Raw genomic sequence first — 19,488 nt, forward strand, 5'->3', positions numbered from 1 at the left:
TGCTAAATAATAATTAAATGACAACAGAATAAATGAATAATAGGGAATTTATGACGATCGATCAGTTTAACAAATTGACGGGGCGGGAAACCTTGCATCCGTTGATTAGTATAATTGACCTGTCGAACGCAAATCTGAACCGCGATATTCGTATGACGTGTGATTTTTACGGACTTTTGTATTATGTAACGTTAGACGGAAATCAATATTCCGGAAAAGACAAACTCCGCCTCATTCATCCCGGAGAAATGGTAGAAATCCCATCGCTCGAACATCGTTCGACCAATGGCTATACGGGTATTATATTCCATCCCGATCTGTTATATGAGACATCATTAGAGGGACGTATCGATAGTTATCCGACACGTTGCCGCTGCCGGGGACCGCTATCAGAACATGAGCAACAGATCATATCGGACAGTCTCCAAAAGATCAGGCTGAATTGCATCATGCCATCGACCGCCACAGCGCATCGATCATCGCTTCGCATATCGAGTTGCTACTCAATTACTGCGTGCGCTTTTGTAATCAGGCAAACTAGACACATTTACTCATATCAGTAATAATTATACATGAATCAGTAATTTATGCCTGTTCCGGATGGTTTATATCAGGTAATTTTGTACCAGATAAATAAAAGTAGAAATAAATAACCCCTCAAATAAATATCCAATATGAAGAAAATAAGTATATTAGTGCTGTGGGTTGCCATATTAAGCGCCTGCACTTCCAAACAAGCCGATAAAACGGCAACTGCAACTGCCGATACATCTTTGGTGACGGCGATATTTCCGAAGGGAAATGCCATAGAAGGAGTAAATTTCAATGGAACGGCTTATCTGCAACGTCTGATGACCGACAGCAAAACATTTGACGTGGTAGTGTCCGATGTCATATTTGAACCGTCAGCCCGTAACAGCTGGCATTCACATCCGGGAGGCCAGATTCTGATTGCGACTGCCGGTAAAGGATATTATCAGGAAAAATGGAAACCGATTCAGGTTCTTAAACCCGGAGATGTTATAGCTATTGCTCCTGATGTGAAACATTGGCACGGTGCGGCCCCCGACAGCGGGTTTACACATATTGCCATCAACACAAAGGTTTCACTGGGTGCGACCGAATGGTATGATCCGGTGACAGATGAAGAATATAATGATTATAAAGAATAATAGTATGATGTCCGATCTTAATAATGTCAAGATAGCCGATTTATTGGCTGAATGGTTGCATGAAAATAAATTAGACAAATAACATCTTAATAGAACAGTATGAAAAACTTATTATTAATCTCGCTTTTACTTTTCTCCGCAACAACAATAAGTGCCTGCTCAGAGAATAATGATACCTCTTTTCCGGATACGGAACAGCCAGAGTCTTCCGACCTGCCTTCCGGGAACAGTAAAACATTAGTGGCCTATTTCTCGGCAACCGGCACGACACAGGCGATAGCCGAACGTATTACCGAACTGACCGGAGCTGACATATACCGTATTAATGCAGCCGATCCGTATGCGACGAATCCTTATGATGATACCGAACGGATACAAAACGAAGCATATAACGACCTGCGCCCCGGTGTAGCAAACCTTCCCGACAAAGAGGCGATTGCACAATACGACACGATATTCGTCGGATCACCTTGCTGGTGGCATCAACCGGCGATGGTGGTCTGTACATTCCTCGAAAATTATGATTTAGGCAATAAGGTAATCATTCCGTTTATTACTTACGGTGCTACGACTTACCTGAACGAATCGATGCAAAAGATTTATAAGGTAACGCCTGAGTCTATTCATATTCCGGCAACATTACCCGAAGATCTCGATCCCGAGAATATCCGTGAACCACAAAATGATGATGCCGGGATAGATATGCCGAATGGTCCAGATGATGTAGAAGCATGGTTGTTGAGAATCAAACAGAGTCAATGAAAATTAATTACAAACGAATAAAATGGAAATAAATAAGACATCAACCTCACCCGGCGCACGTATTACAGTAATTGATGCCCTGCGTGGTTTTTCACTGATCGGTATCTGCCTGATTCATGCCATGCAACATTTTGGAGCGATAGGGACAATGGCCCCCCAAGCAATGTTCCCATGGGAAGGAACGCTGAATGAGATTTTCAGATGGTTTATAAATTATCTGGTTTTCGGCAAATTCTTCATTATCTTCTCTTGCCTGTTCGGTTTAAGTTTCTTTATCCAGATGGACCGGGCGGCAAAGAAAGGGCTCGATTTCCGGAAACGTTTCTTGTGGAGATTGTTATTACTGGCAGTGATTGGCTATTTGCATGGTTTGATTGTTCGTGTGGATATCTTGCTGATATATGCGATATTAGGTTTCGTGCTGGTATTAATGTATAAATGGCCGACGAAATTACTGGCAGGTATCACCTTGTTTCTTTTCCTGGGAGGCGCCTCACTTGTACCGGTAGTCTATAAAAGTCTGACGGCACCGGCTATAGAGCAGGTGGAACAGGTTACTGCCAGACCTGCATCCCGTCCAACAGGTCCCCGGCAAGTTCCTACTTTATCTGAAACGATAAAGAATAACGCCTGGAGCGGACTGGTCGGTAAAATGAGATTCCAGGTATCGAGCGGACGTATTTACCAGACTTTAGGACTTTTTATCTTAGGGCTTATTGTAGGGCGTATCCGTTTATTCGAACGTATGGATGAATTCCGGAAACGGTTAAATCGCTGGGCATTGGCAGCCCTCGTATTATTAGGTCTGCTTTACGTAGCGAGACCTTATATTCCGGCGGTTGCCTGGGGAGAAGTTTCTTTCTATTCATGGATGGGATCGACTACCACCAATCTGATCAATCTGCTGACCGCTTATCTGTGGGTAATCATTGTAATGGAAGTTTATCGTTCACAAAAAGTACAACGGGCTGTAGAACCGTTGGTCAGTTACGGCCGTATGGGGTTGACAAACTATATCGTACAGTCTGTGGCCGGTGTCTTCATCTTTTCCGGTTTCGGATTGGATTGGAGTCATTTGGGAGTTTTCCTGAGCGTATTGGTTTGCCTTGCTTATACAGGCATACAAATTGCAATCAGTCATTATTGGCTGAAAGGTTTCCGTTATGGCCCGATGGAATGGCTGTGGCGAACGGGAACCTATATGAAATGGCAACCGCTGGTACGCTAACTGTAAGTTTTTATATCTCCATCTGAAAAAACATCGTTCCGCAGATCATCAAGTATCACCGGAACGATGTTTTTTTTGAAATCACTTTATCTCTTTGACCACCCGGCAAGGATTCCCTACCGCCAATACATTCGATGGAATATCTTTTGTTACCACACTGCCGGCACCGATCACAGTATTATCACCGATGGTTACTCCCGGCAGGATATTTACACCGGCACCGATCCAGACATTATGTCCGATAGTTACGGGACGAGCATATTCAAGACCACGGTTTCGCTGCTCTGCATCCAACGGATGACCGGCAGTATAAATTCCAACGTTCGGGGCAATAAAAGCATTGTCACCGATACAGACCTTAGCCCCATCCAGGATAACCAGGTTTACATTCGCATAGAAGTTCTCTCCTACTTCAATATTATATCCGTAATCGCAGGCAAAAGGCGGTTCGATGATCAGGTTGTTTCCTGTTTTACCCAAAAAAGATTTCAGTAATTGCGTCTTTTCCTCCTGCTGAGAAGGACGCAGACGGTTATAATCGTAAAGCTGTTCTTTCGCTTTCTCACGATCCGACAACAATTCAGCATCGTAGTTGGCATCATACAACAAACCCTGACGGCATTTTTCTTTCTCTGTCATTGGCTACATTTTTATGTTCCCTACAAATATAAGAATTATTTCAGCTTACGGGGACTTTCCCTCTTCCGCCAGAAACTTTCTATTTGTTCCAGAGAGACGCCCTTTGTTTCAGGAACATAAAAATACCCCCAGATCAGCGCAAGAAAAGCAATCCCTCCGTAAAACCAGAAAGCACCGGCAGGATTCCCCAGGTCCTCTCCTTCCATAAGGATTTCTTTTCCCGGTATTGTCAGCGCTTTTACGATCTTAAAGAAGGTAAATGAGACAATGCTGTTAAAAAGCCAGACGGAAAGTGAACCAAGGGAAGCTCCCAGCCCACGTAACTTCAACGGGAAGATTTCCGAAATAATCAGCCATCCTAGAGGTCCTATACTGATGGCAAAGAATGCTACATAACAGAATATAAGTAAAATAGCCACCCATTTTACAGAATCGCCCAACTGATTTACATAAACAAAACACAAGCCTAACAGTAAAAGCGAAACGACAATTCCGGATAATCCTATAAAATAAAGTTTTCTTCTTCCCAGGCGGTCGACAAAATAGACAGACACAACCGTAAAAATAACATTGACCAATCCAACCCCGACAGAGGCCCATATAGCAGCAACAGCCCCGTCAAAACCTGCCATCAGAAAGATTTTAGGGCTATAATAGATCACTGTATTGATCCCGACAAATTGCTGGAAGAACATAATCCCTATGCAAATAATAAGAGGTGTCCTCAACCAGGGCTGTAAAAGCTCTCTCCACCCGGACTTCTCCGCTCCACTTCTTTTTATCTCCTCCTGCATCTGCCGAAAAGAAATCTTTGCCTGCTCTTCCCCTTCTATCCTGTTCAGAATGCGGATACTCTCGTCATGCCTTCCCTGACTCATCAGCCAACGCGGAGTTTCCGGCATAAAAAACATACCAATCAAAAGGATACAAGCCGGAATAACTCCCACATAAAACATCGGCCGCCAGCAAGTCATATCGCTTTCATCCGCAAAATACAAATCTGATAAATAAGAGACCAACACCCCGATCGTAACCATTAGCTGGAACATGGAGACAAGCGTACCTCTCACTTTTGTCGGTGAAATTTCAGCTATATATAAAGGAACGGCAAAAGAGGAAACGCCTATGGCTACTCCCAGAAAAAGACGGGCTAATACTAAATTCCAGGCATCGGCAGCAATCCCTGACCAGACTGCCCCAACCGCAAAAATAACGGCAGATGCCAAAATCACTTTTCTGCGTCCTAACCGGTCCGTCAGTTTACCACAGAACAAAGCCCCCAGGATGGCTCCCAACAACCCTGCCGACGTAATCAGTTCAACCATTCCGTTGTCTATTCCAAAATCCTTCTGGAAAAAAGGAATAGCTCCCGATATCACTCCCGTATCAAAGCCAAAAAGCAGACCTCCGGTTGCCGCAATAATGGCTATGACATAAATCAACATCCTGTTATGCGCTGTTTTCATGGTATTAAATTTATATATAAATGTTTCTACGGAACAAATTCCTTCCAACAATCTTCTTTTATCTGCGGAGACGGGACAAACAGAAAAGTATCCGGTTCCTCCTCAAAAGTACGATAAATAGATTTATCTTTTTTTATCCCCAACATCGAATAATCCGACGGAGATTTGCATATCAATTCCGATTTCAGATAGTAAGGATTAACCTGCCACTGAATCTCATCCGATCCGTCGAACACCGGATACCAGGCTATACCTTTATGTTTTCTAACATCATCATACACAAACCCATATTCACGGTCACACCAGGCACCAAAGGTCAACGGCCTGTCCGGATTTGCACTGATAGTAGCATGTACCCAGTAAGGAGGAACTACTACTACATCTCCCGGTCCGGCATAAACGGCGAAACAGCGTCCGGGACTGTCTCCGGCATATTCCTGCATATAAATAATCGCCTCACCGGACCATATCTCATACACTTCCGGAGTAGACCAGTTACTGAAAGGGGATACTTTATGAATATGTCCCTGGCTACGGATAGGTTCCGTCCCCAGCTTACCGGCTGCATACGTTACAACTCCGTATAGCAGATGCATGGATTTCAGTAATTCCCGATGCACGACTTTACCGACATCCATGGCTATCGAATAGACTATATCAGGACCATCACAATCAGGGTTCATCAAACTCCCGGAAATATCCTTCAACCTGCGTGTTTCTACCTCTGGTCCGAAAATTCCGGGACCATAAGAAAAGCCTATCGGATCTCCGGTTAATTTTATATCGAGTCCGGGATCAAATACAAAATCGTGACCGGAACGATCAGGCAGATAAAATTTCATTCTTTCTTCTTTTATTGGTAAAACTATATTCTGCCGCCAACACTGCTGCATTATCTCCTAATTCCGATGCTACAATCTTTACTTTTTCCGTGGGACACCAGGCCAGCCGTTCCACCCGTTCACGAATATAAGGCAATATGACATCTTTACTTTTCATAATTCCTCCTCCCAGCACAATGACCTGTGGATCATAAGCATGTATATAGGTCACAATTGCAGCGCTCCATACATCCATACATTCGTTTCTCACAAGCAAAGCATCGATATCTCCCCGGGATGCCAGACTAAATATTTCTTCAAAGTCATAACAGTCAGCCTTGTCCCTGAACGAAGCTGTCAATTTTGTATTATCCTTTATAATAGAAGAAAGAAAAAAGGATGAAGAAAGCGCTTCTACGCATCCGACATTTCCACAACTGCATTTTCGTCCTTTATAATCGACAACAAAATGACCGCCTAACGAACCTGCCTGATAATGTTCACCATACAGGACACGGCCATCCAGAATGACTCCGGTGCCTATCCCGGTTCCGATCGTCATCATGACAACATTATCCAGTCCCCGAGCCGCTCCGCACTCCCATTCTCCAACTGTCGCCATCCGGGTGTCATTGTCCATATAAAAAGGGACTCCCCAATTCAACTCACACCAAAGTTGTAGATTCAACTCACACGCATCATCATATTTTTCGTTCGTAGCAAGCACCTGGCAGTGTTTTACATCCACGATACCGGGAAATGCCAGACTGATTCCCGCCAACTCAGAAGTATGCACTTCGTTGTTATGCAGCAAATTATTGATTGCATCCTTTATTTTAGGTAGATTGATCCGAAGTCCTTTTTCCGAGTCTGCCGGTAAAACAGTAAAATGCAGAATTTTACCGGAGCGGATCAAGCCGATCTTTATAAAGGTACCTCCCAAATCGATTCCAATAGTATATTTAATCATATCCTTTTAAACTAAAGTAGGAACTCCGTTTACATCCACCAGACGCCGGGCAAACCCTGCATCGGCAATTGTCGCATAATCATGTCCGGCATCAGAAGGCCAGCAGGCGGAAAATACCAATTTCTGATACCCGGTATTGGCTACCCGGTGTGCGACTTTCCCCGGGATGTAATGAAGACTTCCCGGAAACATCCGTTCAGCCCATACATTCCTTCGTTCATCCATCAGGATCAGGAAGCCTTCACCTTCCACCCCCCAATAAAACTCTGCCCGATCGCTGTTGGAATGGAAATGTCCTTTCGTCATAAAATACTCCTGCCCGACCTTACCGGGATAAAGTGTCGTAATACCCATGAACAGGCCACCGGGGGTATTCTCCAAAACCGGGAGATAACTGCTGACATGATAAACGGCCTGTTCTTTATTCATCTTCCCATATGCCTCTTTATCCTGGAATACCCCGTCCAGATCACCCAATACACGAGTTGATTTCACAACATCTTCTCCTGTAAGACAATCATTGGTAAAAAAGACTTCGGGTATAAAAACCTTGTTTGTTCTCATAATCATTATTTTGTCACATTGATTTTCTTCATTATCTGATCCATTCATCAGCCGATACGTAAAACTCCTTGCCGGCCAGATTTTCGGGAATTTCTATACTGACCTGTTTATGTTCATCCGGTAGCAGGTTAAAATAACCATCAGAAACATATACCGGCAATAGCGACTTTCCCGATTCCTTGTCCCGCACATTCACTTTGATACCGGTAGCGATCTTTTGCGAGTTGTTTTTTATCTCTGCCCGGATCAATATCTTATTATCCTTTATCTTCGGTGTATTCCATTTTATGCGGAGTTCTGATTTTCCTCCTTCCTGTAAAACAGAGAAATCGGTTGGTTCGGAAGGGTTGATCCAATAATCATTCTCCGAAACGATCTTTCCCCGCCGGTCAGATAATTGGGTCCGGACGAGCGAAACGTCTCTGATTTCCGGAGGCAAAGTAATTTCCATACAGTCCGTCAGCTTGTTTGCTTCTAACTCCACAGAGATCTTTTTCTCATACAATTGCTTTCCTTTCAGATCGTACACCTTAAATAAGGCTTTCGCACCCGGCATGTTTTCAAGTGTCGTATTAACGACCTGTAGTTTTTTGTTTACTGAATTCCATTGGACATGTATCGGTTCGCAGGCTTTCTTCGCTCCATAGAATGAACCGTGCGTCTCATAATCATATGAATAAGTCTGCCAGATCATACTTGGCCATGCCGGATGGCTCATCCATAACAACAGACCACTGGCATAGTTCCACATTTTCTGATTCCAAGCTTCAAACATATTACGATACAGATTATAATTAATGAACTGGGCACGTGAACAGAATTCATCCGCATTACGTGACGGAGCCTGTCCTAACTTTTCCACATCACGGATATAGTTCTTCCAATCGAAACTTTCATAGTGTAAATCATGGTAATACCAAACATCACCGATAGGCCATAGATCTTCTTCCGGTATAAATTTGCGAAGAGTTTCGACGGTCGGTACGGACGGTGCTCCCAACTCCGTACTGAAACCATCCGCTTTTCCGGTCAGATACTCCAGCTGATTATCAATGTAGTGCCACGGACCGCTTGAACAAAGATTCAAATCCCTGGAGTTCCCGTGATAATGCCGGGTACCATCCACGGTATTGATTATCTTCTGAAAACCGTCTTCCAATATTTCCGGAGCATATCCTTCATTACGCGGACACCAGATGGCAATAGAGGGGTGATTACGGAAACGAAGGACAATATCCCGGGCATTGGCAAGGAATAATTCATCATCCAACGGTTCCAGGTTGTATCCCTGAGTCGAAATGGAAAAGTCATTCCAAACGAGCAAACCGTATTCATCACAAAGAGTATAAAACAATTCTTCCGTAGATTCTCCGGTCCAGTTTCTCACCATGGTAAAATTGGCTTCCTTATGCAAACGGAAATAAGGTTCCAACCGTTCACGGGTTACCCGTTTCATACCATCATCCATTCCCCAGTTTCCCCCGCGGCAGAAGATACGCTTTCCGTTTACACAAATAGTCAGGAAAGGATTTTCCGGCTGAGTGGTCTCCTTCTGGAGATATTGTATTGCTCCGTCAGTTAACGAAGGAATGACTATCGAAGAAAAAGCCGGGTTCTCCACCGGTACACGTTTCTTATAATCAAACAAAGATCTTCCTTCCTCTACATCCGTAGGGCTATACTGAAAACGTATATTTTCCTTTTCGGCTGTCTGTGCCATCAGTTCATAAGAAAGTTCCCGGATACCAAAACGGATCTCTTTCTTTTGCTTTACCTGATCCTCTTGAGCCACAGTCAGGGATAATTTATACAAAGCCTGTGCCCCATAACTGTTCGGCCACCATAAAGCAGGGTTATGGATACGGAGTTGTCCGAATTGCTCCGGTGTGAAACTTATATTTTTTTGTTCGGAAGGTTTCAGTATTACTTCCTGTGAAAAAGAGATATCTCCTATCTTTCCATTCACGGAAACCGTTTGTGTCTCAGGGGTTGTATTCACCAACCGCGTTTTAATTTTAATATCGGCATAAGTCGTATCCGGCAATGGCAGATCTGTGATGACCTGAGGATCTTCCATCAGGACATCACCTACCGGAACCAGTCTGACATCCTGCCAGATACCTATATTCCTGTCCCGGATACCGGGTATCCAGTCCCATCCTTCCGAAGAGATAAAAGTCGGTCCGTCCAGACAAAGGGCACCACCATTACCGCCAAACCATTCCTTATTCTCTTCAAACGGAATACCCGGATTATTGGGTGGAAAAATATGAACGGCTAATGTATTCATTCCCTGTTTATCCAACAAACCGGCCACGGGAAACAAGCCTCTTTTAAAGGCTCCGTTCATTGTACCCAGGCGGATGCCGTTCAACCAGATATCCGCCTTGTAGTTGATACCGTTCAGTAATATCTGATAGTCCGTATCCTTCATCGTCTGAGGTATCTCGAATGAGATGCGGTACCACCAGTCCATACGGCAAAGCGTATCCGGTATCAGTAAGTTATTCAGGCCATAATAAGGATCCGGATATACCGACTGTTCGACCAGTGTGGTAAGGACCGTTCCCGGCACAACCGCATTATACCATTCATCGGCATTTGTCCGGGTATCCCACAAAGACATACCTTTTCCTGCCAGCTTATATCCTTCGATCATCTCCCAACCGCCGGAAAGCAGGAAATTACCTTCTTCATCCTTTTGTAACTGTCCGGATACAGCTTGGTAGGTTTTCCTTTCCGTTATAATCTTTCCGGCTTTTGAACGGGGAAGTTCATCAGCCTGTTGCCTGACGGTCCGTCCGAAATTCAAGTTACTCTGCCCCTGTACTGACGCTCCGATCAACAGGAATGCCAGCAAACATAACCAATATATCTTTATCATAGTTTTACCTACTTTTTCAACAATTTATCTTCCATCACTTCTTTAAAAAGAAGATATGCTTCAGGAGTGATATGAATATGGTCTTCTTTGAAGTATTCCATAATAGGGCAATCATTCTCATCGACAAATTTATCCCAGACACTTACATAATCCATATAATCATACAATGCAGCATATTCTTCCATCAGTCGATTGGCTTTCTTGTATTTCTCAAAAGAGTTCACCCGGGCCGGACAAGGCTTGATGGAAACAAGCAGAATACGGCATTCCGGATAATGATAATGAATGAGACGGCTCATACAAATGACATCTTCCATAAACTGTTCAGGAGTAGTCTCCGTCTCATTCAAATCATTATCGCCTTCATAGATAACGACCTGGCGAGGATTAAAAGGCTTGACAACTTCATCGAAAAAATAGATCTGATCGCACATCATGGAACCACCGAATGCCCTGTTCACAACCACCGAGTTTGGGAAATACTTCTGTGTATCTCCCCATCGTGTAAACGTAGAGCTACCTATAAATAAAACACAACCTTGTTGGATTCCTTCCTTACTGTTTTTATCCCTTAACTCCTGAATCTTTTCTTCCCATCGCTCAGCCCGTTCATATTGGGCCGAAGCTAAAACGCAATGACAGAATAAAATACAAAGCAGAACTATCTTTTTCATGATCTATCACACCTTTCCTTCTTATTTTTTCACTTTAAAACACCAGAACCACGCTTCCCAACCATTAGACAAGACATGCGCCAGGACCAATTTATCTTCGGTCAACTTCAGAATGTCAAATTCATGAACCGTTTTCCCTCCTTCGTTCGGAGAAACTCCTTTCAGGATCGTTCCGTCCACAATTGTCAATGTACCGATAGACCAGGGAGTTCCGTCAGCCATCACCTTTTGTTTAGTCATATCAAACTTAAAACTACCCTTCTCCACAACTTTTCCGGTCTGACTTATCTTCGTAAAATTGGCAGCACCGTTCAGGTCGAAATGCATAACGCCGTCTTTCCCGACTTCCGGATCTTGATCATCCATATCTCCCGCCTTGATCGTTGCCCAGGCCGGAGCGGTATTTCCGGGATAGCCGCCATTTCCCCAAACGACATCGTCCGGACTTGTATAATCCCACATCCAGTCCTTACCATTTTTATCCGTTCCTGCAAAAATGGCCCATTCATCTTCTATCGGATAAAGAATATTGTCAATGGTCACCTTACGGGTCGTAGAAATGGTTCCTCCGGCACATATTCCGGTGAAAACGATCTCTTTCTCACCCAAAAACGGGACCAGTACCGTATCTTGCTGACGCACAGAGATGCCTGAACCATAATTCCAATGAGATCCGACCATCGGAGTATTATTGATCATAACAATCTTATTTCCTCCCTCTGTCAGCGGATATACATCCAACTTCAACTCGCTTTCCGCGATCACACTACCTTGTTTATGCTCCTCTTCTATCGGATTACAAGACAACTGAAACATTGCCAGCAGCGAAAAAAGAGCGAATATTATCTTTTTCATATAATTTCATTTAACTGTTTGATTAATACAATGCATCATTACCCCATCCCGGAGTTTGTTCAAGTACGCCGGCCGATAAATCAATCTGTGTTTTGGGTATAGGCATGAATCCTCCCGTTTCCTGGATACGTTGTGTCAGATTACCCATATTCATCACATCATCCACTCCATTATTCTTAACTTTTACGCCGTTCTGTTTTTCAAGGGATTCGCCTGCAATGCCCCAACGAAGCAAATCATAATAACGGGAACCTTCAAAGGCTAGTTCCCAACGGCGTTCATTCTGCAATGCCCTATCCGTATAAGCAGCCAGAGGGGTTAAACCGGCACGTTCACGTACCCGGTTCAAATAACTGACATCCTGTTTCACTCTGCCATCATCAGCAATACATCTGCAAAGCGGATGATCACCTGATCCTGTGTGTTATCGATCTGGAAGTCAGGAGTTCGTCCATACAATATGCAACTGTAATTTACACAAGCTGTCGTTCCGTCCGACTTTGCCTGATGTGCGTTTATTGCGATATACTTCTTCTGCCAATAACCTGTTTCCTGTATCTGCATACTGGCTCCCCAGGTATAACTTTTTATATTCTCATCCGGATCGTTTACGTCCAAGATAGAAGCGGCACGCCTGAAGTCATTTGGTTCGCTTATCTCCCAGTCGCTTATCAGATTTGTACTGACCGGTCCTGCTCCCCAACCTTGTCCGAACGGAAATATATTCTCATAATTCGGTTGTTCACGAATGGAGAAATAAAGTACCGGTTGGTTTCCATAATAAATACTGGTAGAATGATTTCCCATTGCAGAATATTTAATGGAAAAGATCGTTTCGTTATTCAGGTCATCTCCCACCCAACTCAGGTTATTATCTGTAGCGAACTTATAATCAGGAGCCGTAGCGGAATTTGCGTAAGGCCATAAATTACCAAAATTGGAAACCAGCCCATGACCGCTATTATTAATACAGTCATCCAACCAGTTGATCACTTCTTGTTTTGTCACAGAACCGCCTTCAGTCAATGGCAGGGCGTCCTGCTTATAATATCCGGTATAAAATAAATAGACACGTGCCATCAATGATTCGGCAGCCCATTTCGTTGCATGTCCCAACTGGCTGTCTTTTACTTCATATTTTTTATCCGGCAACGTCTGAATGGCATATTTCAAATCATCCGCCATCTGAGCATATAACTCCCTGGCTTCGGCCCGCGGATTATTCACAGCTTCTGTCGTCAGAACCAAAGGTACCGTTCCAAACATACGGCATAATTCAAAATAGAAGTAAGCACGCAGAAATCGGGCTTCAGCGGCTATCTGATCCTTCAACTCCGGTTTTTCCCATGTCTTTACCACATCGAGAGTTTCCAGCAGCATATTGGAACGGAAAATCCCCTGATACATTTTTTTCCAGAAATCCGGGAACATATCGTCATTTATCTTTTTAAGCTGATCCATTGCTGCCCAGCTTCTATCTACGGCAGCTCCACCTCCCAGACGGTCATCCGAAAGCAATTCGGATACCAGAAAAGTGCATTGGTTTACATTTACTGATGGTAATATGGAATACACTCCGGTTAACGCATCCAATGCATCCTGCGATGTTTCCGGAAAACTCGACGTATCCTTTTTCACCAGATTTTCTGAATCCAGAAAACCGTCGCAACCTGTAAACAGGAATACAAGTAATGAAAGAAATGCTATCTTTTTCATATTTTAAATCGATTAGAATTTTAAATTAACACCTATCATATATGTTCTCGGACTTGGATAAAAGCCGACATCGATACCGGACACCCAACTCTTATCAGCACCATATCCGATTTCCGGATCCATTCCTGAATATTTGGTAAAGGTTGCCAGATTCTGAGCTGTCACATACAACCGGGCCTGACCTAACGGCATACGGGGGAATAGTTTCTTAAAGTCATATCCTAAAGTCACATTCTGGATACGGAAATAATCCCCGTCTTCAATGAATATATCCGATATGTACAGCCAGTTTACATTCGTCCCGGATGCAACACGAGGCAAGCGGTTGGAAGTGCCTTCACCATGCCAGCGGCCCAAAATGTCTGTTGTATAGTTTTCTTTCGGCTGGTCTGTAAACGACCGGTACGACTTGGCGATCTGGTTACCGAATACAGCATTTGTCGTTATCCCCAGGTCAAATCCTTTATATCCGAAGTTCAGTGTCAATCCCATTGTAACATCCGGATGCGGGTTACCGATCATACATTTATCTTTATCATCAATCACACCGTCCTTGTTCGTATCTGCAAAAATCAAGTCACCGGGAGCTGTATCTGACAATTTTGCTCCTGTATATTCTGCAATCTGCTTTTCACTCTGGAAAACACCCAACGTTTTATATCCATAGAAATAACCGATCGGGTATCCTTCCTGTGCCCGGTACATTTCCGTTGTACCTTCACTCAGAATATTCGGACTTCCGTGAATAATTCCTTCGGAGTTGGCAATACGGGTTACTTCATTCTTATTATGCGACAAATTCAGGTTTACCCCGTAAGTAAAATCTCCAACATGGTCATTCCAGTTCAAAGCCAGTTCAATACCTTTATTCCGAACATCACCGCCATTGATATAAGGAGCGTTCGTACCGTAGGAATCCAGAATAGGAGCCTGTACCAACCAATCTTTGGTTGTCTTTATATAATAGTCGAATGAAAGTCCCAGACGGCTACCCAGGAAACGGGCATCCAGACCTAAATCCAGCTGTTCGGAAGTTTCCCACGTTACATCCTTATTAGGTAAAATATCGGGATAAGCCCCGGAAGAAATAGTTTGCTTGTCCGGTCCGAAGAAATAATTGGACTTCAGGGACGAGATCGTTGCCAGATACTGGAACGGATCGATATCCTGATTACCGTTTTGTCCCCAGCTGGCACGGATTTTAAGGAAATCGAGATAATTTCTCGTCGGCTCCATAAATGCTTCGTTACTCATCACCCAACCGGCAGAAACTGAAGGGAAATAACCCCAGCGATTTCCTTTGGCAAAATTCGATGAACCATCGGCACGCATGACCAGGGTCAACAAATAAGTTTCCTTATAATCATAATTGATACGGCCGAAGAAAGAAGCGATCCCTCTTTTCTGTAAGATCCCATTTTTCATATAAGGAGAACCACCGACTGTCGTTTTATCGGCATAGATAACGGTTGTATTATCCAGATAGGCATGATCGAAGTCATCAAAAATCGAGTTGACATTGCTAGCCGATAAATTGTCACCTAAACCACTCCGTTCCATAGACTGACCAATCAAGGCGCTGAAATTATGATTATTATTGATTTTGAAATCATAACTTACCGTATTTTCCCAAAGCCATCCGGAATTGATAACATACGTTGAGTCACCTCATTTTCTTTATTATACACATTCGAAGCCAACTCATAAACCGGTTTAAAACTGCGATAGGAATTAGCTTCCATTGTCAAACCGAAGCTGCTCCTGATCTTCAGGTTTTTGATCGGCTGTAAAGTCACATAGGCATTCGCTTTAATGTTATGTTTCTTTGTCAGGTTCTGACCATGTGCATAATCCATCAGGGCAACCGGGTTTTCACCGGTAGGATCCCAATCCAGTGCATAATGATAATTCCCGTCTTCGTCATACATAGGAAGGAACGGATTGGCCTTCAACGCACCATTGATATCATTCTGATACTGGTTGCCGATAGAGATTCCCGATTTTTCAGTATAAGAATATGTAAGATTTTCTCCAAACTTAATGATATCAAAGTCCTTATTTTTTAATAAGGTATGCTCGGTATTCAGACGAAATGTATAACGATCATACTTGGGCTGTACAGGTTTACCCAGAATACCTTCCTGTGAAGTATAGGAAATACCGATAGAATAAACGGACTGTTCGCTTCCTCCGGTAATATTCAGAGCATGATTCTGGACCGGGGCATTCTCATTCCTCATTTCATCCAACCAGTTCGTCCCTTTGTTCGTTCCATTGGCATAACTTTCCCAGTTGGGTACCATCGAACTAAAATCATAAGCAGGCAGGCCATCCATTAAACGACCTTCATTCTGTATCATCGCATATTCCTGTGCATTCAGTGTCGGAACCATTTTATATACATTCTGCACACCAAAATATCCGTCATAAGATATGGTCGCTTTTCCGGCACGCCCCTGTTTTGTCGTCACCAATACAACACCATTCGCAGCACGTGATCCGTAGATAGCAGCTGATGCCGCATCTTTCAGCACATCAATAGATTCGATATCGGCAGGATTCAGATTATTGATATCCGCACCGGTAACCCCGTCTATAATGTATAAAGGTCCCGAAGAACCGGTTGTACCCAAACCACGTATCGTCACATTGAAACCTTCGCCCGGCATACCGGATGATTGGGTAATGTTCACCCCAGGAGTCTGACTTTGCAAAGCTCCCAAAGCGCTCACCGTGTTCAGCTTCTGAATATCGTCTCCCTTCACCTGTACAGTCGCACCTGTTACCAGTTTTTTCTTCTGAATGCCATAGCCCACCACAACAACTTCATCCAAAGCCTGCGAATCTTCTTTTAAAGTAACCTGATAGATTGCAATGTTTGGCCTGACGGTCAATAACTGTTCCTGATAACCGATATACGTAATTTGTAAAATACTTCCGTCCGGAACAGTCAAGGTAAATCGTCCGTCCAGGTCCGTAACTGCACCGTTTGTAGTCCCTTTCTGAACAACGTTTACACCTATCAGAGGTTCATTACCGACCTCCGATACAACAATTCCGGAAATAGTCCTTCCCGTTTGAGCTTCTGCCTGCAGGTTTCCTAAAAGCAGGAAAACGGAAATGAAAACCAGATAAAAACTTCTATTTTTCTTTTCCATAAAAGAATTGATTTAATTGATTAATCACTATTTTTTTAATGTAATTCCCCTGGCGGGAACAATATGTTCTCGCTTATATAAATTTTAACATGAGACTTTTTGATAACTGAAACTTAAAGCCGTCTCAATAATTTAGCAGCTATTTCATTATTCATGACAATAGATTCATCCAACACAGCCGACCTGATTATTGCGGTCAATTCCTGATGCCATTTTACATCTCTCCACATACCGGCAAACTGCGGTCCGCAAAAATTACTCGTAGCTATTCCTGCCCACATCCCCGTTTGAGCAGCCGCTACTGTTCCTAAAGCACAAAGTTCTTTCACCCAATCCCAGTTCAGCAGAGGCCAGTCTTTATAATCTACAATCCCCCAGCATTCTGTAGTAATAAGAGGCCGTCCTGTTTTTCTTGCGATTTTCCCTGTCAGTTCTATTTTATCGGTCAGCAACTTCTGCCAGTACAATGGTTTCTCCCGGTAAAGCTTTTCAGCAGATCTCACCACTTTCTTATAGGCTTCGGGAGAAAACTGTCCATCCTTATAATCCACGATCTTATAAAACTCGCTGTTATTCTGATGAACCATCCATATATGATGCTCATACAAATCCAGGAAAGAAGTGTCTACTTCCTCATATTTCTGAACATCCCCATAATCAAAGGAAAAGAGGAAAGGCATATCCGGATATTCTTTCCTCATCCGATTCAAAGCATGTTTCATCCACTGAAGCGACTCTTCCTTATACCATTGTCCCCATACAACATGCGGATATTGGGATGAAAAGAAAGGAGCCCACAAATTTCCCGGCCATTCATTACACAGATCCACAAATAATACAGTATCCAACAGCCCGTCCGCTTCTATCGATTTAAGAGTTGATATCCAGCAATCAGCCATCTTGTCCGGGGTTGTTATCTTCATCCTGGTATCATCTACGTCCTGACGATACCAGGAAGAAAGTCCTACCTTGATATCGCGTTCCCGACATTTTGTAAGAAACTCATTCAAAGCAGGCTGGACCTGTACTTCATTTAAATCCGGACTTCCCCAAACCTGCTGGTTCCAGACTTCATTCAACATCCATTTCCCGGTCGGATTCTCTGCAACCAGATGCGGATAAGCATCAATACGTATCGCATTATAACCACGTTCGAGCAATTCATCCAACACCTTATCCCAGTCTTCGTAACCGGCTCCCGGCCAACGACGTTCCAACCAGGAAAAGTCCCACATGGTAATTGCACGGGGCAATATCTTTCTCTTATTCATTTCCGGAACTACCTCATTAAAAGAAGAAGTTCCAAACAGATCAAAAGAGGCAAGGCTACCCAAAGTTGCCATAGTAGTTTGTTTTATAAAATTCCTTCTGTCCATATTCATTACTTAAACGGGATAATTTGCATTTACACTATAAAACTCTTTATTCAAATGCTTGTGTATCCATAGGCTTTCTATTATTAGAATTATAACTGTTAACTATATCTCGGATTTCTATATGGCAAAGATATAGTCAGTTAATCCTACTTCTTTTCTTTATTTTTGCGCATAATGCTGGTATTTTACCATAATTTTGAAATCAGATAACTTTCCGGTTTTTTACTCCGAACTTTTTCTGATATTCTGACGGTGACATCTGTGTGGAGCGTTTAAACTGCTCAATAAAGTTTGACAAATTATTAAAACCAGCCTCCATACTTAACGTCGAAATCTTCATACGTCCTTCTATCAATAGCTTTTTAGCATGCCCGATACGTATATCATTCAAGTACTGTACAAATGTCTTTTTGGTACGTCCCCTGAAATAACGGCAGAAAGCATTAGGCGTCAAACCAACCAGTGAAGCGACTTCTTCCAGTTTTATCGGTTTTGTAAAATTCTTCATCATATACTGGTATACTTTATCGAATCTTTCAAAATCCGAAGAATTGACAGATTCCGTGAATCCGACACTTGCCAGCAACTCATATTCGTCTGTCGTCGCCATCATTTCCAGTAACGAGATAAAGTTGGTAATACGGGCAGCCCCGGTATCATTCACCGAACGTTGGATGAAAGAACCGATCGTATCTCTGGATTTTCCCATAAACTTAATGCCGCGCCTGGAACGTTCTATCAACTGACGAATATTGTTCATTTCCGGTAGGCGGATCAGATTTTCTTCAAAAATATCTTTTAGAAAGAACAAACAAAGGCAAGACGCCTTCAGTCCGGCACCTTGTTTAAAGAATTCATCATCATTCCGCCATTCATGGGGTAACTTCGGTCCTACCATACAAACATCACCTTCCTGGTATCTGTCAATATGGTCCCCGACAAAACGTGTTCCGGTACCTTCCAATATATACATAATTTCTATTTCGGGATGATAATGCCACGGAACAATAAAATGTGGCAAATCTTCTTTATAGAAGTTTATATAGCTATTGCTCGTAAATGGTAATTCCTGATAAAGTGGTATCATAATGTTTTATTTAATAAAGAAGATGGTTAGCTAATACATACTTATGCCTCTTGCACAAATATACAATCGAGCTTATATTAATATTTATTGATATTCGCAGGAAATTATGGTATTTT

Annotated in this window: 16 protein-coding genes and 1 pseudogene; 4 read left to right on the forward strand and 13 right to left on the reverse strand. The window is 43.0% G+C overall.

All coding sequences use genetic code 11. From position 1 onward, the window contains the following. The first annotated feature begins 32 nt into the window (after positions 1-32). From DXA15_RS08790 to DXA15_RS08805, 4 genes are all read left to right on the forward strand, one after another. On the forward strand, positions 33-563 hold the full coding sequence (locus tag DXA15_RS08790; protein ID WP_369683047.1) for a transcriptional regulator: 531 nt from the start codon (positions 33-35) through the stop codon (positions 561-563). A gap of 111 nt (positions 564-674) precedes the next feature. After that, complete coding sequence (locus DXA15_RS08795; protein ID WP_128133792.1) at positions 675-1,172, forward strand: cupin domain-containing protein; 498 nt, start codon at positions 675-677, stop codon at positions 1,170-1,172. A 99-nt stretch (positions 1,173-1,271) separates the two neighbouring features. Then, positions 1,272-1,934 carry a flavodoxin gene (locus DXA15_RS08800; RefSeq protein ID WP_128133793.1) on the forward strand — a complete coding sequence of 221 codons (663 nt, stop codon included), beginning with the start codon at positions 1,272-1,274 and terminating at the stop codon, positions 1,932-1,934. Between the two features lie 22 nt (positions 1,935-1,956). Further along, the gene (locus DXA15_RS08805; protein ID WP_128133794.1) at positions 1,957-3,162 is read left to right on the forward strand and encodes a DUF418 domain-containing protein; all 1,206 of its coding nucleotides are present in this window, start codon (positions 1,957-1,959) and stop codon (positions 3,160-3,162) included. An 81-nt stretch (positions 3,163-3,243) separates the two neighbouring features. Here DXA15_RS08805 and DXA15_RS08810 read toward each other — a convergent pair whose 3' ends face one another. From DXA15_RS08810 to DXA15_RS08865, 13 genes and pseudogenes are all read right to left on the reverse strand, one after another. After that, a complete protein-coding gene (locus tag DXA15_RS08810; protein ID WP_010800140.1) occupies positions 3,244-3,801 on the reverse strand; it encodes a sugar O-acetyltransferase in 558 nt (185 codons plus the stop codon). Positions 3,802-3,836: 35 nt separating this feature from the next. After that, positions 3,837-5,267, reverse strand: a complete 1,431-nt coding sequence (locus DXA15_RS08815; RefSeq protein ID WP_128133795.1) for a sugar porter family MFS transporter — start codon at positions 5,265-5,267, stop codon at positions 3,837-3,839. A 26-nt stretch (positions 5,268-5,293) separates the two neighbouring features. Beyond that, positions 5,294-6,109 carry a glucose-6-phosphate isomerase family protein gene (locus DXA15_RS08820; RefSeq protein ID WP_128133796.1) on the reverse strand — a complete coding sequence of 272 codons (816 nt, stop codon included), beginning with the start codon at positions 6,107-6,109 and terminating at the stop codon, positions 5,294-5,296. After that, the gene (locus DXA15_RS08825; RefSeq protein ID WP_128133797.1) at positions 6,090-7,058 is read right to left on the reverse strand and encodes an ROK family protein; all 969 of its coding nucleotides are present in this window, start codon (positions 7,056-7,058) and stop codon (positions 6,090-6,092) included. The genes DXA15_RS08820 and DXA15_RS08825 overlap by 20 nt, the downstream gene beginning before the upstream one ends. Positions 7,059-7,064: 6 nt before the next feature. Then, a complete protein-coding gene (locus DXA15_RS08830; protein WP_128133798.1) occupies positions 7,065-7,622 on the reverse strand; it encodes a glucose-6-phosphate isomerase family protein in 558 nt (185 codons plus the stop codon). A 31-nt stretch (positions 7,623-7,653) separates the two neighbouring features. Then, positions 7,654-10,506 carry a glycoside hydrolase family 2 TIM barrel-domain containing protein gene (locus tag DXA15_RS08835; protein WP_128133799.1) on the reverse strand — a complete coding sequence of 951 codons (2,853 nt, stop codon included), beginning with the start codon at positions 10,504-10,506 and terminating at the stop codon, positions 7,654-7,656. Positions 10,507-10,514: 8 nt separating this feature from the next. Continuing rightward, the gene (locus DXA15_RS08840; protein WP_128133800.1) at positions 10,515-11,180 is read right to left on the reverse strand and encodes a GDSL-type esterase/lipase family protein; all 666 of its coding nucleotides are present in this window, start codon (positions 11,178-11,180) and stop codon (positions 10,515-10,517) included. A gap of 21 nt (positions 11,181-11,201) precedes the next feature. Beyond that, the gene (locus DXA15_RS08845; protein ID WP_128133801.1) at positions 11,202-12,035 is read right to left on the reverse strand and encodes a hypothetical protein; all 834 of its coding nucleotides are present in this window, start codon (positions 12,033-12,035) and stop codon (positions 11,202-11,204) included. Positions 12,036-12,057: 22 nt separating this feature from the next. Then, positions 12,058-12,405 carry a RagB/SusD family nutrient uptake outer membrane protein gene (locus DXA15_RS27925; protein WP_369683048.1) on the reverse strand — a complete coding sequence of 116 codons (348 nt, stop codon included), beginning with the start codon at positions 12,403-12,405 and terminating at the stop codon, positions 12,058-12,060. Beyond that, complete coding sequence (locus DXA15_RS08850) at positions 12,402-13,751, reverse strand: RagB/SusD family nutrient uptake outer membrane protein (RefSeq protein ID WP_369683049.1); 1,350 nt, start codon at positions 13,749-13,751, stop codon at positions 12,402-12,404. Before DXA15_RS08850 ends, DXA15_RS27925 begins: the two co-directional genes overlap by 4 nt. 12 nt (positions 13,752-13,763) lie before the next feature. Continuing rightward, positions 13,764-16,909, reverse strand: a pseudogene (locus DXA15_RS08855) (SusC/RagA family TonB-linked outer membrane protein). Positions 16,910-17,022: 113 nt separating this feature from the next. Further along, positions 17,023-18,252 carry a cellulase-like family protein gene (locus DXA15_RS08860; RefSeq protein ID WP_233567021.1) on the reverse strand — a complete coding sequence of 410 codons (1,230 nt, stop codon included), beginning with the start codon at positions 18,250-18,252 and terminating at the stop codon, positions 17,023-17,025. Between the two features lie 235 nt (positions 18,253-18,487). After that, positions 18,488-19,372, reverse strand: coding sequence for an AraC family transcriptional regulator (locus tag DXA15_RS08865; protein ID WP_010800151.1), 885 nt, complete (start codon positions 19,370-19,372; stop codon positions 18,488-18,490). Between the last annotated feature and the right edge of the window lie 116 nt (positions 19,373-19,488).

Origin of the sequence: Parabacteroides sp. AM58-2XD, from assembly GCF_003463685.1 — a bacterium.
GTDB lineage: Bacteria > Bacteroidota > Bacteroidia > Bacteroidales > Tannerellaceae > Parabacteroides > Parabacteroides segnis.